The 20454-nt window shown below is 71.8% G+C and carries 18 protein-coding genes; 8 read left to right on the forward strand and 10 right to left on the reverse strand.

Annotation, left to right across the window (positions count from 1 at the left end; translation table 11 throughout):
• Positions 1–70: 70 nt before the first annotated feature.
• Positions 71–1915, reverse strand: a complete 1845-nt coding sequence (locus OG798_RS12575) for a TIGR03767 family metallophosphoesterase (RefSeq protein ID WP_328756985.1) — start codon at positions 1913–1915, stop codon at positions 71–73.
• Positions 1916–2377: 462 nt separating this feature from the next.
• On the opposite strand from OG798_RS12575, the gene OG798_RS12580 reads away from it, so the two are divergent.
• Together OG798_RS12580 and OG798_RS12585 are read left to right on the forward strand one after the other, a co-directional pair.
• Positions 2378–4765, forward strand: a complete 2388-nt coding sequence (locus OG798_RS12580; RefSeq protein ID WP_267061235.1) for a beta-galactosidase — start codon at positions 2378–2380, stop codon at positions 4763–4765.
• A gap of 90 nt (positions 4766–4855) precedes the next feature.
• A complete protein-coding gene (locus OG798_RS12585; RefSeq protein WP_328756986.1) occupies positions 4856–5941 on the forward strand; it encodes a LacI family DNA-binding transcriptional regulator in 1086 nt (361 codons plus the stop codon).
• Between the two features lie 141 nt (positions 5942–6082).
• Here the strand turns inward: OG798_RS12585 and OG798_RS12590 are convergent, their stop codons facing one another.
• Positions 6083–6535, reverse strand: a complete 453-nt coding sequence (locus OG798_RS12590) for a DUF4442 domain-containing protein (RefSeq protein WP_179436649.1) — start codon at positions 6533–6535, stop codon at positions 6083–6085.
• Between the two features lie 167 nt (positions 6536–6702).
• Between OG798_RS12590 and OG798_RS12595 the strand changes: the two genes are divergently transcribed.
• Positions 6703–7740, forward strand: coding sequence for a hypothetical protein (locus OG798_RS12595; RefSeq protein WP_267061237.1), 1038 nt, complete (start codon positions 6703–6705; stop codon positions 7738–7740).
• A 92-nt stretch (positions 7741–7832) separates the two neighbouring features.
• Entirely contained in the window at positions 7833–9149 is a 1317-nt protein-coding gene (locus OG798_RS12600) for an MFS transporter (RefSeq protein ID WP_101896768.1), read from the forward strand.
• Here the strand turns inward: OG798_RS12600 and OG798_RS12605 are convergent.
• The 3 genes from OG798_RS12605 to OG798_RS12615 all read right to left on the reverse strand — a co-directional run bounded on the left by OG798_RS12605 (position 9111) and on the right by OG798_RS12615 (position 12365).
• Positions 9111–9956, reverse strand: coding sequence for a spermidine synthase (locus tag OG798_RS12605; RefSeq protein ID WP_095855932.1), 846 nt, complete (start codon positions 9954–9956; stop codon positions 9111–9113). The genes OG798_RS12600 and OG798_RS12605 overlap by 39 nt on opposite strands.
• 143 nt (positions 9957–10099) lie before the next feature.
• On the reverse strand, positions 10100–11278 hold the full coding sequence (gene tuf, locus OG798_RS12610; protein ID WP_328756988.1) for an elongation factor Tu: 1179 nt from the start codon (positions 11276–11278) through the stop codon (positions 10100–10102).
• A gap of 352 nt (positions 11279–11630) precedes the next feature.
• Positions 11631–12365 carry a DNA alkylation repair protein gene (locus OG798_RS12615; protein ID WP_267061239.1) on the reverse strand — a complete coding sequence of 245 codons (735 nt, stop codon included), beginning with the start codon at positions 12363–12365 and terminating at the stop codon, positions 11631–11633.
• A 49-nt stretch (positions 12366–12414) separates the two neighbouring features.
• Between OG798_RS12615 and OG798_RS12620 the strand changes: the two genes are divergently transcribed.
• Positions 12415–13194 (forward strand): TVP38/TMEM64 family protein, encoded by a 780-nt coding sequence (locus OG798_RS12620; RefSeq protein ID WP_097226486.1) that lies wholly within the window; start codon positions 12415–12417, stop codon positions 13192–13194.
• Between the two features lie 101 nt (positions 13195–13295).
• On the opposite strand, the gene OG798_RS12625 is transcribed toward OG798_RS12620, so the two are convergent.
• On the reverse strand, positions 13296–14465 hold the full coding sequence (locus OG798_RS12625; RefSeq protein WP_095855928.1) for a thiolase family protein: 1170 nt from the start codon (positions 14463–14465) through the stop codon (positions 13296–13298).
• A gap of 101 nt (positions 14466–14566) precedes the next feature.
• On the opposite strand from OG798_RS12625, the gene OG798_RS12630 reads away from it, so the two are divergent.
• On the forward strand, positions 14567–15028 hold the full coding sequence (locus OG798_RS12630; RefSeq protein ID WP_054229062.1) for a winged helix-turn-helix transcriptional regulator: 462 nt from the start codon (positions 14567–14569) through the stop codon (positions 15026–15028).
• 66 nt (positions 15029–15094) lie between these two features.
• On the opposite strand, the gene OG798_RS12635 is transcribed toward OG798_RS12630, so the two are convergent.
• Genes OG798_RS12635 through OG798_RS12645 form a run of 3 tightly spaced genes read right to left on the reverse strand, consistent with a single transcriptional unit; the run spans position 15095 to position 17963 of the window.
• Complete coding sequence (locus OG798_RS12635; RefSeq protein WP_267061240.1) at positions 15095–15826, reverse strand: cupin domain-containing protein; 732 nt, start codon at positions 15824–15826, stop codon at positions 15095–15097.
• A complete protein-coding gene (locus OG798_RS12640; RefSeq protein WP_267061241.1) occupies positions 15823–16764 on the reverse strand; it encodes a PmoA family protein in 942 nt (313 codons plus the stop codon). The genes OG798_RS12635 and OG798_RS12640 overlap by 4 nt, the downstream gene beginning before the upstream one ends.
• On the reverse strand, positions 16761–17963 hold the full coding sequence (locus tag OG798_RS12645) for a Gfo/Idh/MocA family protein (RefSeq protein ID WP_267061242.1): 1203 nt from the start codon (positions 17961–17963) through the stop codon (positions 16761–16763). The genes OG798_RS12640 and OG798_RS12645 overlap by 4 nt, the downstream gene beginning before the upstream one ends.
• Positions 17964–18319: 356 nt before the next feature.
• On the opposite strand from OG798_RS12645, the gene OG798_RS12650 reads away from it, so the two are divergent.
• Positions 18320–19195 (forward strand): undecaprenyl-diphosphate phosphatase, encoded by an 876-nt coding sequence (locus tag OG798_RS12650; protein ID WP_095855925.1) that lies wholly within the window; start codon positions 18320–18322, stop codon positions 19193–19195.
• 20 nt (positions 19196–19215) lie between these two features.
• On the opposite strand, the gene OG798_RS12655 is transcribed toward OG798_RS12650, so the two are convergent.
• Positions 19216–19791: a carboxymuconolactone decarboxylase family protein gene (locus OG798_RS12655; protein ID WP_267061243.1), complete on the reverse strand. Its 576-nt coding sequence runs from the start codon at positions 19789–19791 to the stop codon at positions 19216–19218.
• Between the two features lie 222 nt (positions 19792–20013).
• On the opposite strand from OG798_RS12655, the gene OG798_RS12660 reads away from it, so the two are divergent.
• Entirely contained in the window at positions 20014–20298 is a 285-nt protein-coding gene (locus tag OG798_RS12660) for a winged helix-turn-helix transcriptional regulator (protein ID WP_095858233.1), read from the forward strand.
• The last annotated feature ends 156 nt before the right edge of the window (positions 20299–20454 follow it).

Here is a 20454-nt window from a genome sequence, read left to right on the forward strand (position 1 = left end):
AAGGGACCACAGCAGGGACTGCAGAAGGGACCGCAGTAGAGACCGCAGTAGGGACCGCGGCGAGGGTGGGTTATGCCGCCGCCGGGCCTCCCGCCACCACCAGTTCCGCGTTGCGGTCCCCGGCACCACCCGCCCAGCCCTCCTGGACGCCTCCCTTCATGCTCTCGGCGAGGCCGGGAGCGTTGTAGGCCACTTCCCGGTACAGGGAGGCGAGTCCCACCGCAGACAGGTCGTCGAAGTCCCGGGCGGTGCGGTGCGGCGCGGCGGACTCGACGAGGGTGGTGAACAGGGACACCGTCCCGTCCCCGTTGTCGGTCAGCTCGATCAGCCGGGCGTGGTGCGGATAGTCCACGTGGGAGGCGGTGTTGACCTCCCAGAAGGAGCGGGCGGGCGTCGCGTGCGCGTGCGGCGTGATCCGGTTGACGTGGCTGTGCCCGTTGATCCAGGCCACCACGTTCGGGAACCGGCTGAGCAGGGCGATGACCTCCGCTCCGTCGTGGCGCGGCTCGTCCGTGCGGGCGGCGTCGGGACGGCGGGTCATGCTGGGGCTGTGGTGGTGGCTGAAGACCAGGATGTGGGCGTCGTCGGCCCCGGTGTTGCGGACGAGCCGGCCGTCCGCGTCGTAGGACCGGGAGCTGTGCGCGGCCAGGGTCCTTTCCAGCCAGCGGAGTTGGTCGCTACCGAGTGAACCCTCGTAGTGGCCGCTGCGGTACGTCGTGTCGATGCTGATGCCGAGGACGTTCTCGGCCACCTTGAAGGAGTAGTACATCCGCTCGCCGTCCAGGTTGTCCTGGGTGTAGCCGTGGCCGACCGGACCGGCACCGGCATGGGCGGGGTCGAGATGCGCGGCCAGATAGTCGTGCGGAGTGCACAGCCGACGCCGCTCGTCGGCGGTCACGGTCCGCGCCGAGGCCGCGTTCCTGGTCAGGATCGCCTTGAGCACCTCGCTCTTCGGATCGTCGCCCGACCCGAGCGCCTTGGCGTAGGCGGCCGCGTCCGCGGCGGACACCGACAGCAGTTTGCGGGACCCGACGGCGAAGTCGTTCAGCGCGGGCGACAGGCAACCGCCGGGCAGATCGTCGTGGTTGCCGACCGTGGAGTACCAGGGGATGCGCAACCCCGGGCTGGTGATCGGGCGGGTGGCCGCCTGGAGGAAGCCGGGGATCAGGGGCAGTCCGCGCCGCTTGTCCAGGTCGCGCAGGTGGGGGTCCCCGGGGTGCCAGTACAGGGGGAGACCGGAGTTCTGGGCGCCTTCGTACGCCCGCGGGTCACCGGTGTTCGGCGTGATCCGGCCACCGCTCATCACGGTCAGGAACCACTCCAGCTCGATCGCGGAGTTGTTGTCGACGTTGTCGCCCGTGGTCATCACGAAGGCGGGGCGCAGCCTGGTGTTCGGTCCTCCGCCGAGCCCGTTCACCTGCTCGACGAGCGCGACCGCCCCTGCCACCGTCAGCGCCTCCTGCGCCCGCCACGACGAGGCTCCGCGCGAGCGCAGGAACTCGGTGCGCAGCGGGTTCTGTACGTCGGCGAGATGGAGGTCGGTGAACTGTACGAAGCACGCGAGCGGGGTACGCCGGTCCTGGCGCCCGGCACCGGGCTTGGCGAGCTCCTTGCGGACGACCAGGGGCCAGCCGGGGCCCGAGACCATCCGTCGGTAGGTGCCGGTGTGGGCGCTGCCGCCGAGGCGGGCCGTCGTCTCCAGGGTGGTCAGGGCGTACGGCGCCGTCCGCGGGGCGGTGCGGGGCGGCCGCTGGGCGACGGTGCGTGCGGCGGGCTCGACGGCGGGGTATTCGCGCTGGCGCGGCAGGAGCGCCCCCGCAGTGGTTCCGGCGACGCCGGCCGCTGCCGTGGCGCCCGAGGCGAGCAGAAATCGACGACGGTTGACGGCGGCGGATACAGATTCGGTTCCGGCCATGGGGCGACCCTCCGGTGCCTCCGAGCGATTCACTTGCTGGAACCACTCAGCCAGGCCGCGGGGACACGGGCGTAGCGTCGCCGTGAACGCCTCCGGAACAGGCGGAACGCCACTTGGCCCCGGTGTTTCCGAGGGCGTCGCCTGGCCCGCGGGAGGTCCGACGCGACGCGGACCAGGGCCTTCCGGGGCCGTTCCGCCATCGGCCCCAAATTCTCTTGACGCACGTGATGTTACCGATAACATCACTGAGTCTGGGAACGCTCCCAAGCCCCAAGCCCAGGCTCGAGAGCAGGAGCGAGAGCGGGAACAGGAACGGGAACGGGGCCGGGGGGCGAGTGACCGCACCCCACCGCGCCCGCACTGCACTCGCGCCACGGCACTCGCACTCGCACCGCACCCACACCCACACCCACACCCCGCCGAAACCGACGCCCGCCCCCAACCCGGACCGGAGAAGTCCCGATGCCGCATCTCCTGCGCGTCCCCGCGCCCCCCGCGCCGCCCCTGACCGGCCATCTCCCCTTCACCGACGCCCCGGGGGCGCCCGACCCCATCGAGGTGACCAGCCGCTACCTCACGCGCGGCGGCCGCCCCTGGTTCCCGGTCTCCGGCGAGTTCCACTACACGCGCTACCCGGCCCGGGACTGGGAGGAGGAGCTGCTGAAGATGAAGGCGGGCGGGGTCACCGTCGTCGCCAGTTACGTCATCTGGATCCACCACGAGGAGATCGAGGGCCGCGTCCGCTTCGACGGCGATCGCGATCTGCGGCGCTTCGCCGAGTTGTGCGCCCGGCACGGCCTGGACTTCATCCCGCGCATCGGCCCCTGGTGCCACGCGGAGGTCCGCAACGGCGGCTTCCCGGACTGGCTGCTCGCCCGCACCCGCGCGCCCCGCACCGACGACCCGGCCTATCTGGAGCCCGTACACGGCTGGTTCACGGCGATCGCGCAACAGCTGCGCGGACTGGACCGGGCGCACGGCGGTCCGATCGTCGCGATCCAGATCGAGAACGAGCTCTACGACCAGCCCGGCCACCTCCTCACCCTGAAGCGGATGGCCCAGGAGGCGGGTCTGAGTGCGCCGCTGTGGACGTCCACGGCGTGGGGCGGGGTCCGACTGCCGTCCGACGAACTGCTCCCGCTGTACGGCGGCTACACCGAGACGTTCTGGACGGAGGCGGACGGAGGCTGGCCGGACACCTGCCGCAAGCACTTCTTCTTCACCCATCAGCGCGACGACGAGGGCATCGGCGCCGACCTGCGCCCGACGACCGTTCGCGGCGGCGACCCCACGCCCACGGACCGCTTTCCCTGGGCCACCTGCGAGCTCGGCGGCGGCATGGCCGTCGCCTACCACCGCAGGCCGCGCGTCGAGCCCGACGACATCGGCGCGCTCGGCCTCACCAAGATCGGCTGCGGTTCGGTCTGGCAGGGCTACTACATGTTCCACGGCGGCACGAACCCGGCGGGTGAACTCACCACGCTCCAGGAGTCCCACGCCACCGGCTACCCCAACGACCTGCCCGTGCTCACCTACGACTTCCAGGCGCCGCTGGGCGAGTACGGCCAGGTCCGGCCCTCGTACCACGCACTGCGTCTCCAGCACCTGCTGCTGGCCGACTTCGGTGACCTGATCGCCCCCATGGAGTCCGTCCTGCCCGAGCGGCAGCCCGCCTCCCAGTCCGACCGGGACACCCTGCGCTGGGCCGTGCGCGGTGACGGCGCCTCCGGCTTCCTGTTCGTCAACAACCACCAGCCGCACGAACCGCTGCCGGCCCACCCCGGCACCACCTTCACGGTCGACTTCCCCGAAGCTCCCGCCCTGACGTTGCCCAGCGCCCCGGTCACCGTCCCGACCGGTGCGTACTTCTGCTGGCCGCTGCGCCTGAACGTCGCCGGTCTACGGCTCGACTGGGCCACCGCCCAGCCTGTGTGCCGGGTCCAGGACGACGGGCGTACGGTCCTGGTGCTGGCCGCCACCGACGGCATTCCGGTCGAACTCGCCCTGGACGCGGGCACGGTCGCGTCCGTCGACACGCCCTCCGGCGAGGTCACCGAGGCCGACGACCGGATCCTGATCACCGGTCTGCGCCCGGGCACCGACGCCCTGGTCCAGGTGAAGACCGCGGACGGCGACGACATCGGCCTGCTCGTGCTCGACGCCGACAGCGCGCGCACCGCCTACCGGGGCACGGCCTGGGGGGCCGAGCGGCTGGTGCTCTGCCCGGACGGGGTCGTCTTCGACCAGGACGGACTTCGCGTGCACAGCTCGGCGACCCGGCCCTCATTCGCCGTACTTCCCGCGCCGGCAAGGGTGTTGACGGTGGCCGGCACTCCGCTGTCGACGACGGCCGACGGTCCGTTCACCCGCTGCACGATCGCCGAAGGGGTCGACGCCGAGGACACCGCGCTCGCCGCCACCCTGGTGCGCCCCGCGGGACCGCCGCCCGCGCTCACGACGGGGCCGCTGGGGCGGGCGAGCGCCCCGGCGGACGAGCACTTCACGAGCTCCACGGCCGAGTACCGCGTGGAGGTCCCGGACGAGCTGCTGCGTGAACCGTCCGGCACGCTCCTGCGCTTTCACTGGACGGGCGACGTGGGGCGCGCGTACGTCGGGGACACCCTCGTCGCCGATCAGTTCTTCTCCGGCCGTGTCTGGGACCTCGGTCTCGACCGGCTCCCCTCCGAAGCCCTGCGCACCCATGGCCTGACGCTGCGGCTGCTGCCCCGGGCCGCCGGCGCTCCGGTGTACGTGCCCGAGCAGGCGGGCGACGTCACGGGACGAGCGGCCGTGTGGCGCGTCGAGTGGGTGACCACCCGCGCCTGGGAGATCACGGCGGACAGAGCCTAGAGGCGGCCGACGCGGCAGGCGGGCCTATCCTGTGGGCCTGCCGGGCGGATCGGGACAGACCGCCGCCGAGATGTCGGAGGATGCGCCCCCATGACCCGAGGTGCCACGGACGGCGCCGTCCCCCAGGGAACCGAGGGGCCCAAGGGACGCAGCCGGCGCAGCTTCGCGGGGGCGCGTCCGGTGATGGACGACGTGGCCCGTCTGGCCGGTGTCTCGAAACAGACGGTCTCCCGGGTGCTCAACGACAGTCCCGCGGTGCGGCCCGAGACCCGGGAGGCGGTCGTGGCCGCCATGCGCACACTCGGCTACCGGCCGAGCCGCAGCGCGCGTTCCCTGGCCAGTGGCAGGACGCGGATGCTCGGGGTGATCTCGTTCGACGCGGCGCGCTACGGGCCCGCCTCCATCCTGACCGCGATCAACTCGGCCGCCCAGGAAGCCGGATACCTGGTCAGTTCCATCGCGCTCGACACGGCCGACCGGGACACCCTGGTGCGTGCCGTGCACACGCTGTCGGCCGAGGGGGCGGACGGCCTGCTCGCCATCGCACCGCAGCGCTGGGTGGGCAGGGCCCTGGCGGAGGCGGCGCTCGACGTCCCCTTGATGGTCCTGGAGAACGACCTCGGGGACGACGCCTCCTACGTCACCGCGGACTCCCGCGACGGGGCGCGCCAGGCCACCGAGCACCTGCTGAAGCTCGGCCACGGCACGGTTCACCACATCGCGGGGCCCACGGGCTGGCTGTCCGCCGAGCGCCGCATGGAAGCGTGGTGGGACACCCTTCGGGCGGCGGGGGCCGAGGTCCCCGAGCCGCTCATCGGCGACTGGAGCGCGGACTCCGGGTACGCGCTGGGCCGCCGGCTGGCCGCGCGCCCCGAGGTCACGGCGGTGTTCGCCTCCAACGACCAGATGGCGCTCGGCGTGCTGCGCGCCCTGCACGAGGCCGGGCGGCACGTTCCGGACGACGTCAGCGTCGTCGGCTACGACGACATCCCCGAGGCCGCCCACATGCTGCCCCCGCTGACGACCGTGCGTACCGACTTCGCCGCGACGGGCCGACGTTCGCTTCAGCTGCTGCTGTCGCGCATCGACGGTTCGACGAACTCCCGGATCGATCACATCGAGCCGGTCCGGCTCGTCGTACGCCGCAGCACGGGCCCCGCGCGGCGGGGGCGATGACACGGGGGCGGTGACGCGGCGGGAAACGCCGGGCGGGCCCGCCCGGCGCCAGGGGGTGGCGTTCGGATCACCTCGGGTCCGCGGCGATCCGAACGACGTCTCCCGGACCGAGCGGACCCGCCGCCGTTCCGTTCGCTCGGCTCAGCCGTTCGGTCGCAGGGTCCAGACCACGGTCATCTCGCCCGTCACGGCGCCGTCCGCGCGCTGGATGGCGATGGCCACGGGGAACTCGGGGCGCTGACCCGCGTCGAGCTCGGCGACGACCTCCGCGGCCGGGCGGCCGAGGGTCGCGGTGGCCGTCACGGGGCCCATCGCGAGCTTCTTGTACGCGATCTCGGCGCTGACCGCGAGCGGCACGGCGCGCGACAGCTGCTCCCCGAACGCGGCGAGGACGATGGCCCCGCTCGCCGACTCGCCGAGGGTGAACATCGCTCCGGCGTGCGGCCCGCCGACGTGGTTGTGGTAGTCGCTCTGGTCCGGCAGGGCCACCACGGCCTTGTCCGGCGTGGTCTCCACGAACTCGAGGTTCAGTGTCCGGGCCATCGGCACCGTGGCGGCGAGCATCTCGCCGATCGTCATCTGGTCTGCGCTCATACCCGCATGTTACCCACGAGTAGATAATCTTGACAGGACCTCCACCGGTCGATCTCCGTCGCCGCGTGTGAAGAAATCGAAAAAGTGCGCCCTGATTCCTGACCGGTACATGGCTGACGAGCTCCGGTGACCGAAACGTGTCACAGGCGCCACTAGGGTTGTGGCCCATGTGGCCAGGACAGCAGCCGCCCGGGGGCGAGCAGAACCCGCAGGACCAGAACCCGTACCAGCAGCCGGGTTACCAGCAGCCGAATCCGTATCAGCAGCCCGGATACCAGCAGACGGGGTACCCACAGCAGGGGCAGCAGCCGGCCCCCTACGGACCCCAGCCGGGGCAGCCCCAGTGGGGAACGCCGGCCCCCGCGGGCGCGCCCCAGCCGCCGGGCGGTGGCGGAAACAGGACCAAGGTCATCGCCATCACGGCGGCCACCGCCGTGGTCGTGGCCGCCGGTGTGACGGGCTTCCTCGTCCTGGGCGGCGACAAGAAGGACGACAACGCGGGCAAGGACGCGTCCACATCGCCCAGCGCGTCCGCCACCACGTCCCCCAGCGCCAGCGGAAGCGGTGACAACCCGCGCGGCACCGACGAGGAGAAGCCGACCATCGCGGGCTGGAAGGTCGTCATCAACCCCAAATGGGGCACCGCCTTCGACGTCCCCCCGGACTGGAACGTCCGCACGCCCGGCACGTTCATCGGCTTCGACGACGAGCAGAAGGGTGACGGCTCCGCATACATCGGCATGTCCGCGCCCGCCTTCCTCAAGGAGAAGTGGTGCACGTCCGACGACGACAAGGACGGTCGCACGGACGACACGGCGCTGGCCGCGGTCGGCACCAAGGGGGAGAGCGGCGCCAAGAACACCGACACCATCGCCCGCGGCGACTCGGCCACCTGGGCCTTCGGCGGCTACACGGACCAGGCGAAGGCCTCGGAGAAGCTGCTGAAGATCGGAAAGCCCCAGCCGTACACGACGGCTTCGGGCATCAAGGGCAGCGTCGCGACGTCGTACACGGTCGGTGTCCCCAAGAAGGGCAAGTGCGACTCCGACGGCACGGCGACCTCGTTCGGCTTCAAGAACTCGGCGGGCGACTTCGTTTCCTGGTCGTTCTACGGCGCGAAGGGTGTCAGTGACGAGGTCCCGGACGCGACCGTGCGGAAGATCCTCAGCACGGTACGGCTGCACGGTACCCCGACGGGTTCCTGAGCCCACGCCCTGCGGGGGCGGGCTGCCGGACGGTGCCCGGTCCTCGCGCCAACGGTTTGGCAAGCGGGGACCGCGGCAGCGATAGTCGGCCGGTGAACTCCGCCGCCGACGCCTCCCACCGCTCCCGCCGCCCCTCCTGGGCGGGCCGCAACTACACCCTGCTGACCGCCGCCGCGGTCGTCACCAACCTGGGCAGCCAGGGCGCACTGATCGCCTCGGCGTTCGCGGTGCTCGAGGTGGGCGGCGACGGGGGTGACGTGGGGCTGGTGGCGGCGGCTCGGACGCTGCCCCTGGTGCTCTTCCTGCTGATCGGCGGAGCGGTCGCGGACCGGCTGCCGCGCCATCGGGTGATGGTCGCGGCCAACGCCCTGAACTGCGTCTCGCAGGCCGTGTTCGCGGTCCTCGTCCTGGCCGGTGAGGCGCGGCTGTGGCAGATGATGCTGCTGTCCGCGCTCGGCGGCACCGGGCAGGCGTTCTTCAGCCCGGCGGCCGAGGGCATGCTGATGTCCTCGGTGAGCGGGGAGCAGGCGAGCCGCGCCTTCGCCATGTTCCGGATGGCGATGCAGGGCGCCGGCCTGGGCGGCGCGGCCCTGGGCGGGGCGATGGTGGCCGTGGTCGGGCCCGGCTGGGTGCTCGCCGTGGACGCGGTGGCGTTCGCGGTCGCCGGGGCGCTGCGGTCGTTCCTCGACGTGAGTCACATACCGCCGCGCGAGCCCGGCGGCGGGCTGCTCTCCGATCTGCGCGAGGGCTGGCGGGAGTTCGTCGGACGGCCGTGGCTGTGGACGATCGTCGCCCAGTTCTCCGTGGTGGTCGCGGTCGTCGGCGCCGCCGACGCGGTCTACGGTCCACTGGTCGCCCGGGACAGCCTCGGCGGGCCGGGACCATGGGGGCTCGCGCTCGGCGCGTTCGGTGCCGGAACCGTCGGCGGCGCACTGCTGATGACCCGCTGGAAACCGCGCCGCCTGCTGCTCGCGGGCACCCTCTGCGTCTTCCCGCTCGCCGCCCCGGCCGCAGCACTCGCCGTGCCGGTCCCGGTGGGTCCGCTGTGTGCCGTGATGTTCGTCAGCGGTGCGGCGATCGAGGTCTTCGGGGTGTCGTGGATGACCTCGCTGCACCAGGAGATCCCCGAGGACAAGCTCTCCCGCGTCTCGGCGTACGACTGGTTCGGCTCGATCGCGATGGTCCCGCTGGCCACCGCCCTGGCGGGCCCGGCGGAACAGGCCCTCGGGCGTACGACCGCCCTGTGGGGCTGTTCGGCGCTGGTCGTCGTGGTCACGGCAGCGGTGCTGTGCGTGCCGGACGTGCGGAATCTGACCCGGCGGACCAAGGCGGTGGCCCATGGGTCAGCGGTGGCGGAGTTCGAGCTCAGGTCAGCCGATGCTGAAGGCACCGCCGGGCGGCTCGGGTGAGGGAACCGCGTCCTCGTCACGCACGGGTGCGGCGGAGCCGATGAACTCCCGCAGCGCAGCGCCGCTTTCGACGCGCGCCGGAAAGGCGTCGGCGGCCGTGCGGCGGGCGAGGACGGCCGTGTCGAGCGGACGGTGGGAGGCCACGAGTACCGCGTTGCCGAAGCGCCGGCCACGCAGCACACCGGGTTCGGCGATCAGGGACAGCTCCTCGAACACGGTCGCGAACGTGGCGAGTTGAGAGCGCAGGAAGGCGAAGGGCGCGGCGTCGGCGAGGTTGGCCAGATAGACGCCGTCCTCGCGCAGCACGCGCGCGGCGGCGCGCGCGTACGCCGTGGACGTCAGGTGCGCCGGGACGCGCGCGCCGCCGAAGACGTCCGCGATCACGATGTCGGCGGAGGCGGGCGCCGCGGATTCGAGCCAGCCCCGCGCGTCCGCGCCGTGCAGCGTGATGCCCGCGTCCTCGGGCACGGGCAGGTGCTCACGGACCAGGTCCAGCAGACCCAGATCGGCCTCCACCACGTCCTGCCGTGAGCCGGGGCGGGTCGCGGCCACATAGCGGGGCAGTGTCAGGGCTCCGCCGCCGAGGTGGAGCACGTCCAGGGGCCGTCCCGGCGCCACGACCGTGTCCAGGACGTGCCCGAGCCGTCGGGCGTACTCGAACTCCAGATGGGTCGGCTCGTCCAGGTCGACGTACGACTGCGGTGCGGCGTCGACCGTGAGCAGCCAGGCCCGCTTCCGGTCCACGTCCGGCATCAGCTTGGCGGTTCCGTGGTCCACGGTCCGTGTCACGGGTATCGGCTCGTCCACGGGTCCATTGTGCCGCCCCTTCAGGAGCGCGGCCGTCGCTGCCGGACCGCGCGCGGCCGCGTCCTCTGCGACGGCGATCGGTACAAGGCGGTGCCCGCTCCCCCCGTAACGGGAGCGGGCACCTTCGTCCTGCCCCTCGGCCGTCAGCCCACCGAGGTCACCGTCCCCGCGCCGACCGTCCGGCCGCCCTCGCGGATCGCGAAGCCGAGCCCCGGCTCCAGCGGCACCTCGCGGCCGAGCTCGACCGTCATCGTGACGGTGTCACCGGGCCGGGCGACCGCGCGTTCGCCGAGGTCGACGTCGCCGACCACGTCCGCGGTGCGGATGTAGAACTGTGGCCGGTACCCGGTGGAGACGGGCGTCGTACGACCGCCCTCGCGCGTCGACAGGACGTACACCTGGGCCGAGAAACGGCGACTGGGGACGACGCTGCCGGGCGCGGCGACGATGTGCCCGCGGCGTACGGCGTCGCGGGGCACCCCGCGCAGCAGCAGCGCCACGTTGTCCCCTGCCTGCGCCTCGTCCATGGGCTTGCCGAAGGTCTCCAGGCCGGTCACCACCGTGTCGACGGCCGCGCCGAGCACTTCGACGCGGTCGCCGACCCGGATCGTGCCGCGCTCGACCGCACCGGTGACGACCGTCCCGCGCCCGGTGATCGTGAGCACGTTCTCGACCGGCAACAGGAACGGCGCGTCGAGGTACCGCTCGGGCATGGGTACATAGGTGTCCACCGCGTCGAGCAGCGCGTCGATCGCGGCCGTCCAACGGGGTTCCCCCTCAAGAGCCTTGAGGCCGGACACCCGTACGACGGGTACGGACTCGCCCCCGTAGCCGTGCGCGGAGAGCAGCTCGCGGACCTCCAGCTCCACGAGGTCGGTGAGCTCCTCGTCGCCCGCGTCGGCCTTGTTCAGGGCGACGACGATGTGGTCGACGCCCACCTGCCGGGCGAGCAGCACGTGCTCGGCGGTCTGCGGCATGATCCCGTCGAGCGCGGAGACGACGAGGATCGCCCCGTCGAGCTGCGCGGCGCCGGTGACCATGTTCTTGACGTAGTCGGCGTGACCCGGCATGTCCACGTGCGCGTAGTGGCGGGTGTCGGTCTCGTACTCGACGTGCGCGATGTTGATGGTGATGCCGCGCGCGACCTCCTCCGGCGCCTGGTCGATGCGGTCGAACGACACGTATCGGGTACTGCTGCCGGAGCCGCGCTCGGCGAGGACCTTGGTGATGGCGGCGGTCAGGGTGGTCTTGCCGTGGTCGACATGGCCCATCGTGCCGATGTTCAGGTGCGGTTTGGTGCGGACGTATGCCGTCTTGGGCATGGCGGTACCTCGAAGCCTCTTGAGTGTCAGCGGAGCTGAGTGATGGCCCCGGCGCTCAGCGGCCGGGACGGGGACCCCAAGGACTTGCCGACCCTCCCCCTGCGGGGTCCGCCGGACGATCCGGGAAGGGTCAGCTTCGGGCGCCGTCGACGGCGGCCACGATGATCGGGACGGCAGCCTTCGGCGCATCCGCGACTGCGGATGCTGCGAAGAGGAAGGCGTGCCGGAACATGAGGCGATCATCGCCGACGTATCCGGCCACGTCGAATGGTTTTCTCACCGCGGGGGCGGGTGATGCGGGTGTTTCTGTCGGTGTGTCAGGGGCCGAAGTGTCCGGTCTGTGGTTGATGCGTCAGGGGTCGATGTTCTTGAGCGCCTCACGTACGGAGAGGGGAGCGAGCCGCCCCCGTTCCCGGGCGACGAAGGCCCGTACCGCCTCCGGATCCGTCTTCGCGTACTCGCGCAGACACCAGCCGATCGCCTTGCGGACGAAGAAGTCGGGATGCCCTGACTGCCGTACGCAGTAGGCGAAGAGCCGCTCGGTGTCGGTCGTCTCCTTGTAACGGAGCTGGTGGAGCAGGGCCGTACGGGCGACCCACAGGTCGTCGTCCTCGATCCACGCGTCCATGTCGCTCTTCAGCTTCGGATCCGCGGCCACGAGGCCTCCCACCACGTGGGAGGCGAGTGCGTCGACGGTGTCCCACCAGGAGACCGTGCCGATGAGATGCCGCGTCACCGGGAGGAAAGCGGAAGAGAGTTGCCTCACATGACGGCGCAGGTAGTCGACGGCGAAATAGTGGTACTCGCGCTCCGGCAACGCCCAGCAGCGCAGGGCCACGGCGGTGCAATCGGCCTCTGCAGGGGCCGCTGTTGTGAGGAGGACCGTGCGGGACAGCGCGCGGCGATCGGGCGTGGTCAGACCGAGGAAGGGGGCGACGTCCTTCATGTACGCACGCATGGACCCGGCCCGTTCCGGATCGGCCGCCGCGCCGTAGGTGGCGGTGAGCCGTTCCAGCACGGTGTCCGCGAGGGAACTGTTCGGCACCTCGAACCGCGCACCCGACGTTCCGGAAGCTGTGACGCCCATGAGACGAACCATACGGCGATCACACACACGGGTCGGTTAGTGTCGCCGAATGCTCGATGCCACCACCCGCTCTGGGGGCACCGCCACAGCCGTTCCCCCGGCTCCCGTCGCTGAGCTCTCCCTCGCCGCGGAGTTCGCCGTCTCCACGCCCACGGGCCTCGCCGCCCGTTGCACGAGAGTCCTGCTCTCGCCCTGGTCCCGGCTCTCCCTGCTGCTGGTGCTGCTCGCGGCGGCCGCGTCGAGCGTGCTGCTCTTCGAACCGCAGCGGCTGCTGTCCGACGGCTGGCCGCCACAGCTAAGCGGCGCCGCGGCGGCCGTGGTGTTCTCGGTGGCGTACGGGCTGTGCACGGTGGCGTTCGTGCCCCGGCCGCTGCTCAACCTCGCGGCGGGCGCGCTCTTCGGCTCGCAGCTGGGCCTCGGCACCGCGCTCGCGGGCACGGTGCTCGGCGCCGGCGTGGCGTTCGGGCTCGGCCGGATCCTCGGGCAGGACGCGCTGCGCCCGCTGTTGCGCGCCCGCTGGCTGAAGGCGGCCGACGGACAGCTCAGCCGGCACGGCTTCCGCACGATGATGATGGCCCGGCTCTTCCCCGGCGTGCCCTTCTGGGCGGCGAACTACTGCGCGGCCGTCTCCCGCATGGGCTGGCTGCCGTTCCTCCTCGCCACCGCCCTGGGATCGATCCCGAACACCGCCGCGTACGCCGTCGCGGGAGCCCGGGCCTCGGCGCCGACCTCCCCCGCCTTCCTGATCGCCATGGGCTTCATCGCGCTGCCGGCCCTGGTCGGCGCGGTGGTGGCCTGGCGCAAGCGCCACCACCTGCGCGGAGACTGATCAGTGCCGGAGACTGACCGGCCTCCGGCGCTGCTCAGTCTCCGGCACGGCGGCTCTCGGGGCGGCGGCTCCGGGCGGCGGACGACCCGGGCCGTCCGGGGTTACACGGCCTCGATGACCATCGCGTTGGCGAGTCCGCCCGCCTCGCACATCGTCTGCAGGCCGTAGCGGGCCCCGCGCTCGCGCATCGCGTGCACGAGGGTGGTCGTCAGCCGGGTGCCGCTCGCACCGAGCGGGTGGCCGAGCGCGATCGCCCCGCCGTGCACGTTGACCCGGGACAGATCCGCGCCCGTCTCCTGCTGCCAGGTCAGGACGACGCTCGCGAAGGCCTCGTTCACCTCGAAGAGGTCGATGTCGCCGAGGGCGAGCCCCGCCTTGCGGAGCACCTTCTCGGTGGCCGGGACGACGCCCGTGAGCATCAGCAGCGGGTCGGAGCCGGTGACGGCGAAGCTGTGCAGGCGGGCGAGCGGGCGCAGGCCGAGCCTGGCCGCGGTCTCGCTCGACGTGATCAGCACGGCCGACGCGCCGTCGTTGATCGGGCTCGCGTTGCCCGCCGTGACGGACCAGTCGATCTGCGGGAAGCGCTCGGCGTAGGCCGGGTCGTAGTAGGCGGGCCTGAGTCCCGCGAGTACCTCCGTAGTGGTGGTGGGCCGGACACTCTCGTCGCGCGTCACACCCTCCAGGGGCGCGACCTCGGCGTCGAATAGGCCGTTGGCCCAGGCCGTGGCCGCCTTCTGGTGCGAGCCCGCCGCGAAGGCGTCCATCTGCGCGCGCGACAGGCCCCACTTGGCGGCGATGAGCTCGGCGCTGATGCCCTGCGGCACCAGGCCCTCGGGGAAGCGCGCCGCGATCCCGGGTCCGAAGGGATCCTCGGTGCCTCGGACGTTCGAGCCCATCGGCACACGGCTCATCGACTCCACGCCGCAGGCGACGACCAGGTCGTACGCCCCCGACAGGACGCCCTGGGCCGCGAAGTGCACGGCCTGCTGGGACGAGCCGCACTGGCGGTCCACGGTGGTCGCGGGCACCGTCTCGGGGAAGCCCGCCGAGAGCGCCGCGTACCGGGTGATGTTCGCGGCCTGCTCGCTCACCTGGCTGACGGTGCCGCCGATGACGTCGTCGATCAGCGCCGGATCGACTCCGGAGCGCTCGACGAGGGTGCGCAGTGTGTGGGCGAGGAGCTCCACGGGGTGGACGTGGGCGAGGGAGCCGTTCGGCTTGCCCTTGCCGATGGGGGTGCGTACGGCTTCGACGATGACGGCGTCACGCATGGTTGATCTCCAAACTCACCGAGTTTGTTTTCCAAACCCACTAGGTACTCAAGAGTAACTCAGTGGGTTGGACAATCCAACCCACCCCCTAGACTGGTGGCATGAAGGACGCCCGCCCCTGTTCGATCGCCGACACACTCGCTCTCGTCGGCGAGAAGTACTCCCTGTTGGTACTGCGCGAGGTGTCGCTCGGCGCCACCCGCTTCGACCAGCTCGTCCGCAACATCGGCGCACCGCGCGATGTGCTCACCGCCCGCCTGAAACGGCTCGTCGACGCGGGCGTACTGGAGAAGGTCGAGTACAGCGACCGCCCGAAGCGCTACGAGTACCGGCCCACCCAGGCCGGTCTGGAACTGGAGCCGGTGCTGCACACGCTGATGGCGTGGGGCGACCGTCATCTCCAGGAGGGCGGTTTCCGTCCCATGGTGCTGGAGCACACCTGCGGCCATGAGCTGGTCCCGCAGGTCGTGTGCCGGGAGTGCGGCGAGGTGGTCGAGCACGGCCACCTGACGGCCCACCCGCAGACCCCGGGCTGGACGGCGACGGGACCTGCGGTGGCGTAGGGACGAGCCTGCACCGGCTCAGGGACGGGCCTGCGGTGGCGCGGGCCCGGAAGAACCCCGTAGGGGCTAATCGGTCCCCTTGTAGACGTCGAGCCGTCCGCACATCCCGAACTTGCCGTGCGCGGACGGCTGTTCGGCCCGTACGCGGGCGTCGGCGAGGTGGGAGACATCGCCCCGCTCCAGCCGGTCGAGCTGCTCTCCCGTGGCCGCGGCGGCGGCCTCGGCACCGCGCCGCCATCGCTCGCGCCACTCGGCGAGCCGGGGCCGCACCAGCGCGGCCGCGGCCCGGTGGAACGCGGCGAGCGGCTCGGGCCCGTCCGCCGCGCGCAGCGCCCGGTAGCCCTCCAGGGCGAGGTCCCGCCGGGCGCGGGCGACCCGCTCCCGCTCCGCCTCGGGCGCGTCGGCCGGGATCACCGTCGCGGCCGCGTACGTCTCGGGGTCGGTCAGGTACTCCGGAGGCAGGGTGAGCACGGCGTCACCCGCTTCGGGGAGGCCGTTGTTCTGCATGAGGACGGTGATGCGCAGGTCGTCCTCGTTGACCAGGCGATGGATGGTGCCGGGCGTGAACCACGCGACGGTGCCGGCTTCGAGCGGTGTGACCTCGTACCCGGACGTCGTCAGCGTCTGCACCGCTCCGCGCCCGCCGGTGACGACGTACGCCTCCGAGCAGGTCAGGTGCAGATGGGGGGTGCCGCCGGAGACTCCGTCGGGGGCGGGCCAGTCGTACACGCAGAGGTGCGAGACGGCGACGGCGCCCGGCAGCCCGGTGAACACCGGGGTCGCGTGCGCGCCGCTCACCACGGGTGCTCCTCCAGGTACTTGGCGACCTCCTCGCGTTCCCAGGCCCCGTCGGCCACGACGACGCGGTAGCGGCGGGTGAGGGTGGCGCCGGGGGCGAGTTCGAGCTCTTCGAAGAACGCGAACGAGGGGGCGACGGCGGCGAACGGATCGTTGCGCACGAACCAATGGGCCGGGTGGGCGCCGCCCTCCCCGGTGTGGTCGTTCTCGGGACCGTGCGCGAAGACGAGCGTCGCGTGGCCGTCGGCGCCGTCGTGCTCGCCGGAGTACGCGAGCCAGGGCGCCTGTTGCCCCATCAGGCCGGGCCCTTCGGAGTCCGGCCCGATGATCCGGCCGTCCCGGAAGGCACGCGGTCCGCGCCAGAACAGGCCCGTGTAGCCGGCCATCTCCCGCCCCGCGGTGGTCGGGCTGCCGAAGCGCAGCGCCTCGTCCCGCCGGTTGGTGACCGCGGTCGTCCAGGTCAGCGCCCAGGAACCCGATGCGGGATCGACGTCGTGCACCTCGACGCGGCGCTCCTCCTCGGCCCACAGCTCACCGTCGTACGGATGCCAGGTGAGGCGCTCGGCGATGACCGCGCGGCTCCCGTCCGAGACCACCTGGTCGAAGCCGACGTGGGCCATCGACCCGACGCGCTCCGGGAGTTCGAGGTATCCCTCCCCGTGGACGTACGTGTTGCCGCCCCACAGGTTGGAGCCCGACAGGTGGGAGGCCGTCATCTGGAGGCCCTTGTGCCAGCGGTGGTCGTTGGGCCGGTAGTCCGTGACGATGTCACCGGCCAGCGTCCTGAGGGGGTGCAGATACGGCTTGGGGGCCTCCCAGGCCGCCTCGGGCCGGTAGACGTAGCTCAACAGCTCCACGCCGGTGGTCGTGTCGCTGATCGTGATGCGATCACCATGGGCGTGGACGATACGCAGCGCACCCTGCGCGGACCCGGTCATGCCGACACCTCCTGGCTCACGGTGGCCGCGGACTCGTCGGCGGACGCGGCGGGCGGCGCCCAGCCCGGCGCGCCCCCGTGCAGGGCCGTGTAGAACGGGTCCCCGGGCCCGACCTCCCCCGCGCGGACGGTCGTGTCCGTGAACGCCGACTTGTAGAGCGCAGTGATCAGTTCCAGACTGGTGCGCCCGTCGGCGCCGCTGCTGCGCGGCCGCTCACCCGCGCGCATGCTCGCGACCAGCTCCCGCAGCTGCTCCAGATGCGAGCTGGGCACGTCCGCACCGAAGTCACGCCAGGCCGCCACGTCCTCGTCGGACACGTCGGGGGCCGGGGTGATCCGCCAGTTGTCGTTGCTGTGGCCGTAGAGGTGCGTGAGCTCGACGGTGGCGCGTTCGCAGTCGATACGGATGCGGCTCACCTCGTCCGGGCTCAGGACACTGTTGACGATCGTGGCCAGCGCGCCGCTCTCGAAGCGGACGAGGGCGGTCGAGACGTCCTCCGTCTCCAGGTCGTGCACCAGGCGCCCGGCCATCGCCCGCACCTCGCTCCACGGCCCCATCAGGTCCAGGAGCAGGTCCATCTGGTGGATGCCGTGCCCCATCGCGGGCCCGCCGCCCTCGGTCTCCCAGCGCCCGCGCCAGGGCACGGCGTAGTACTCGGCGTTGCGGTACCAGGTGGTCTGGCAGTGCGCGACGAGCGGGCGGCCCATGGTCCGCTCGGCGATGAGGCGCCGCACGTGCCGGGACCCCGAGCCGAACCGGTGCTGGAAGACGATGGCCGCGTACGGGCCCCCGTCCTTGCCCTCCTGCGCCTCGACGGCGTCGAAGTCGGCGAGCGTCAGGACCGGCGGCTTCTCGCACCAGACCCAGGCTCCGGCGCGCAGCGCGGCGACGGTCTGGTCACGGTGCAGGGTCGGCGGGGTGCAGATCGCGACCAGGTCCGGCCGCTGCTCCTCCAGCATGCGGTCCAGATCGGTGTACGCGTGCGGGATGCCCGCCTCGGCGCAGAACTTCTGGACGGTGTCCTCCGCGATGTCGACCGCGGCGACGATCTCCGTCTCGCCCTCCTCGGCGAGCCGGGCGAGCGCGGGAACATGGCTCCCGCGCGCGATGGCGCCCGTACCGATGACGGCGGCCCGGATACGGCGGCCCTCGAACGGGGTCGCGGGACGGTTGGGGGCGGACTCGGTGCTCTTACTCATGTACGTGATCAGCGCTCCATCGGACGCGACGTCAGACGTTGGCCAACGCGTGGTGTCACCGAGACGGAACCGGCGGCAGCAAGCGCTTTCTCTACTGCTGCAACGTATGTGGCGGTCCAGCGGCAGGTCAACACCCCGGTCACCCCGTGGACAACGTTGCCCACCGGCTCGGCACAGGACCGTCACGGCCCGCCCGCCCGTCCGCCCACCGCCCCACCGCTGTCTGCGCACGAAACCCCTGTGGCCGGGCTGTCCTTGGGGGACGCTACGCTGCCACCAACACCCGTGATCACCGCGCACCGCGGCCCGGCGTGCCCGTCGCCCCTTTCCGATCAGCGCTTGGACCACCTCACTTCATGTCTTGGTTTGAATCCCTCATCCTCGGACTCGTCCAGGGGCTGACCGAATTCCTTCCCGTCTCCTCCAGTGCGCATCTGCGCCTGACGGCGGCGTTCTCCGGCTGGGAGGACCCCGGAGCGGCCTTCACCGCGATCACCCAGCTCGGCACGGAGGCGGCGGTACTGATCTACTTCCGCAAGGATGTCGGCCGGATCCTCGCGGCGTGGTTCCGCTCGCTCACGAACAAGGAGATGCGCCGGAACCACGACGCCCAGATGGGCTGGCTGGTCATCGTCGGCTCCATACCCATCGGCGTGCTCGGCCTGACACTCAAGGACCAGATCGAGGGCCCGTTCCGCGATCTGCGGATCACCGCGACGATGCTCATCGTCATGGGCGTGGTCATCGGCATCGCCGACCGGCTCGCGGCGCGTGACGAGACCGGCGGGAAGCACCGGGCGCCCAAGCAGCGCAAGGCCCTCGAGGACCTGAACGTCAAGGACGGCCTGCTGTACGGCCTCTGCCAGGCGATGGCCCTGATCCCCGGCGTCTCCCGGTCCGGCGCGACCATCAGCGGCGGTCTCTTCATGGGCTACACCCGTGCCGCGGCGGCCCGCTACTCCTTCCTCCTCGCCATGCCGGCCGTGCTCGCCTCGGGCGCCTTCGAGGTCAAGGACGCCACCGCGAACGGCCATGTGTCATGGGGGCCGACCATCTTCGCGACGGTGATCGCGTTCGCGGTCGGTTACGCCGTCATCGCGTGGTTCATGAAGTTCATCTCGCACAAGAGCTTCATGCCGTTCGTCTGGTACCGGATCGCCCTCGGCATCGTCATCATCGCGCTGGTCTCGACCGGCGGTCTGAGCCCGCACGCGGCCGAGTCCGCGGGCTGACGCTCACCGAAGGCACCCCCTCAGCCGCTCGGGCGGTCCGTCCCGGGCAGGGCGAGCGCCCAGGGTTCCGGTTCGATCCGCGCGCCGTTGGCGACGTACGCGATCGTGCGGTACCAGCCCGCGAGGACCAGCAGTTCGAGGACTTCGGGCTCGTCGAGGTGTTCCCGCAGTCCGCTCCAGGCCGCGTCGCCCACCCGGGCCGTGTCGTGCAGTTCGTCGACGGCACGGAGCAGCGCCGCCTGTCGGCCGGACCAGGCCGGATGGTCGGGTCCGCCGGTCGCCGTGAGCGTCACCTGCCGCGCGGTGAGTCCGGCCGTCTCGGCGTACGTCGCCATGTGGACACCCCACTCGTACGCGCATCCGGAGCGGGCGGCGACGCGGGCGATGACGAGTTCTCGGTCGGCGTCGCTCAGCCGGCCGTGGACGAGGAGGCCCGCGCCCAGTGCCCTCATGCGTGAGGCGAGTTCCGGGTGGCGCTCCAGCACCTTGAACAGCATCAGGGGCTCACGGGCGACACCGGGCGGCATCCACCGGTGCAACGCGCTGTCGGTCCCGGGCTCGTAGGGCGGGGTGACGCCGTCGATGCGCTGCTTCATGGCTCGCAGCCTTGCGCTTCTGAAATCGAAGCGCAAGGGTAGGAGGTGAGCGACTCCCAGCGAGAGGTACTCACGAGAGGTACTCACTTGGGCACGACACCCGCGCCGAGCGATTCGACTTCCGGCATTGCGCGGCGGGGTGATCCGGGCCCCGGCGGCGCCGCGTCGAGCGCTTCCGTCCCCGGCCGCCCCGTGCGCGGCTCGGCCGGCGGTCGTCCCGTCATGGCGGCGCTGGATCTGCTCGGCCGGCGCTGGACGCTGCGGGTCATCTGGGAACTGCACCGCAACGGCGCCCCGATCGGCTTCCGGGACCTCCGACGCCGTTGCGACGACATGTCGTCCAGCGTCCTGTCCACGCGCCTCACGGAACTCCGCGAGGCGGGCATCGCCGCGTCGACATCGACGGCGGCACAGCCGACGTGGCGTCTCACCGCGCTCGGCGACGACCTGGTCACCGCGATGGGACCGCTGCTGGACTGGTCCCGCGCCTGGGCCGAACGGCGGTGATCGACGAGGCCTTCCGGGGCGCTCAACTCCGGGGCCGACATGTCGTCGTACGGATCGACTGAGCCCGTTCGCGTCACTCCGCGTCGGCCGTGACGAACCGCATAGGGGATGAGTAGCCGCCCGGTAGCGCAGTGTCAGTCCTTGCCCCTAGGCTGG

This window comes from Streptomyces sp. NBC_00271 (assembly GCF_036178845.1).
Lineage (GTDB): Bacteria > Actinomycetota > Actinomycetes > Streptomycetales > Streptomycetaceae > Streptomyces.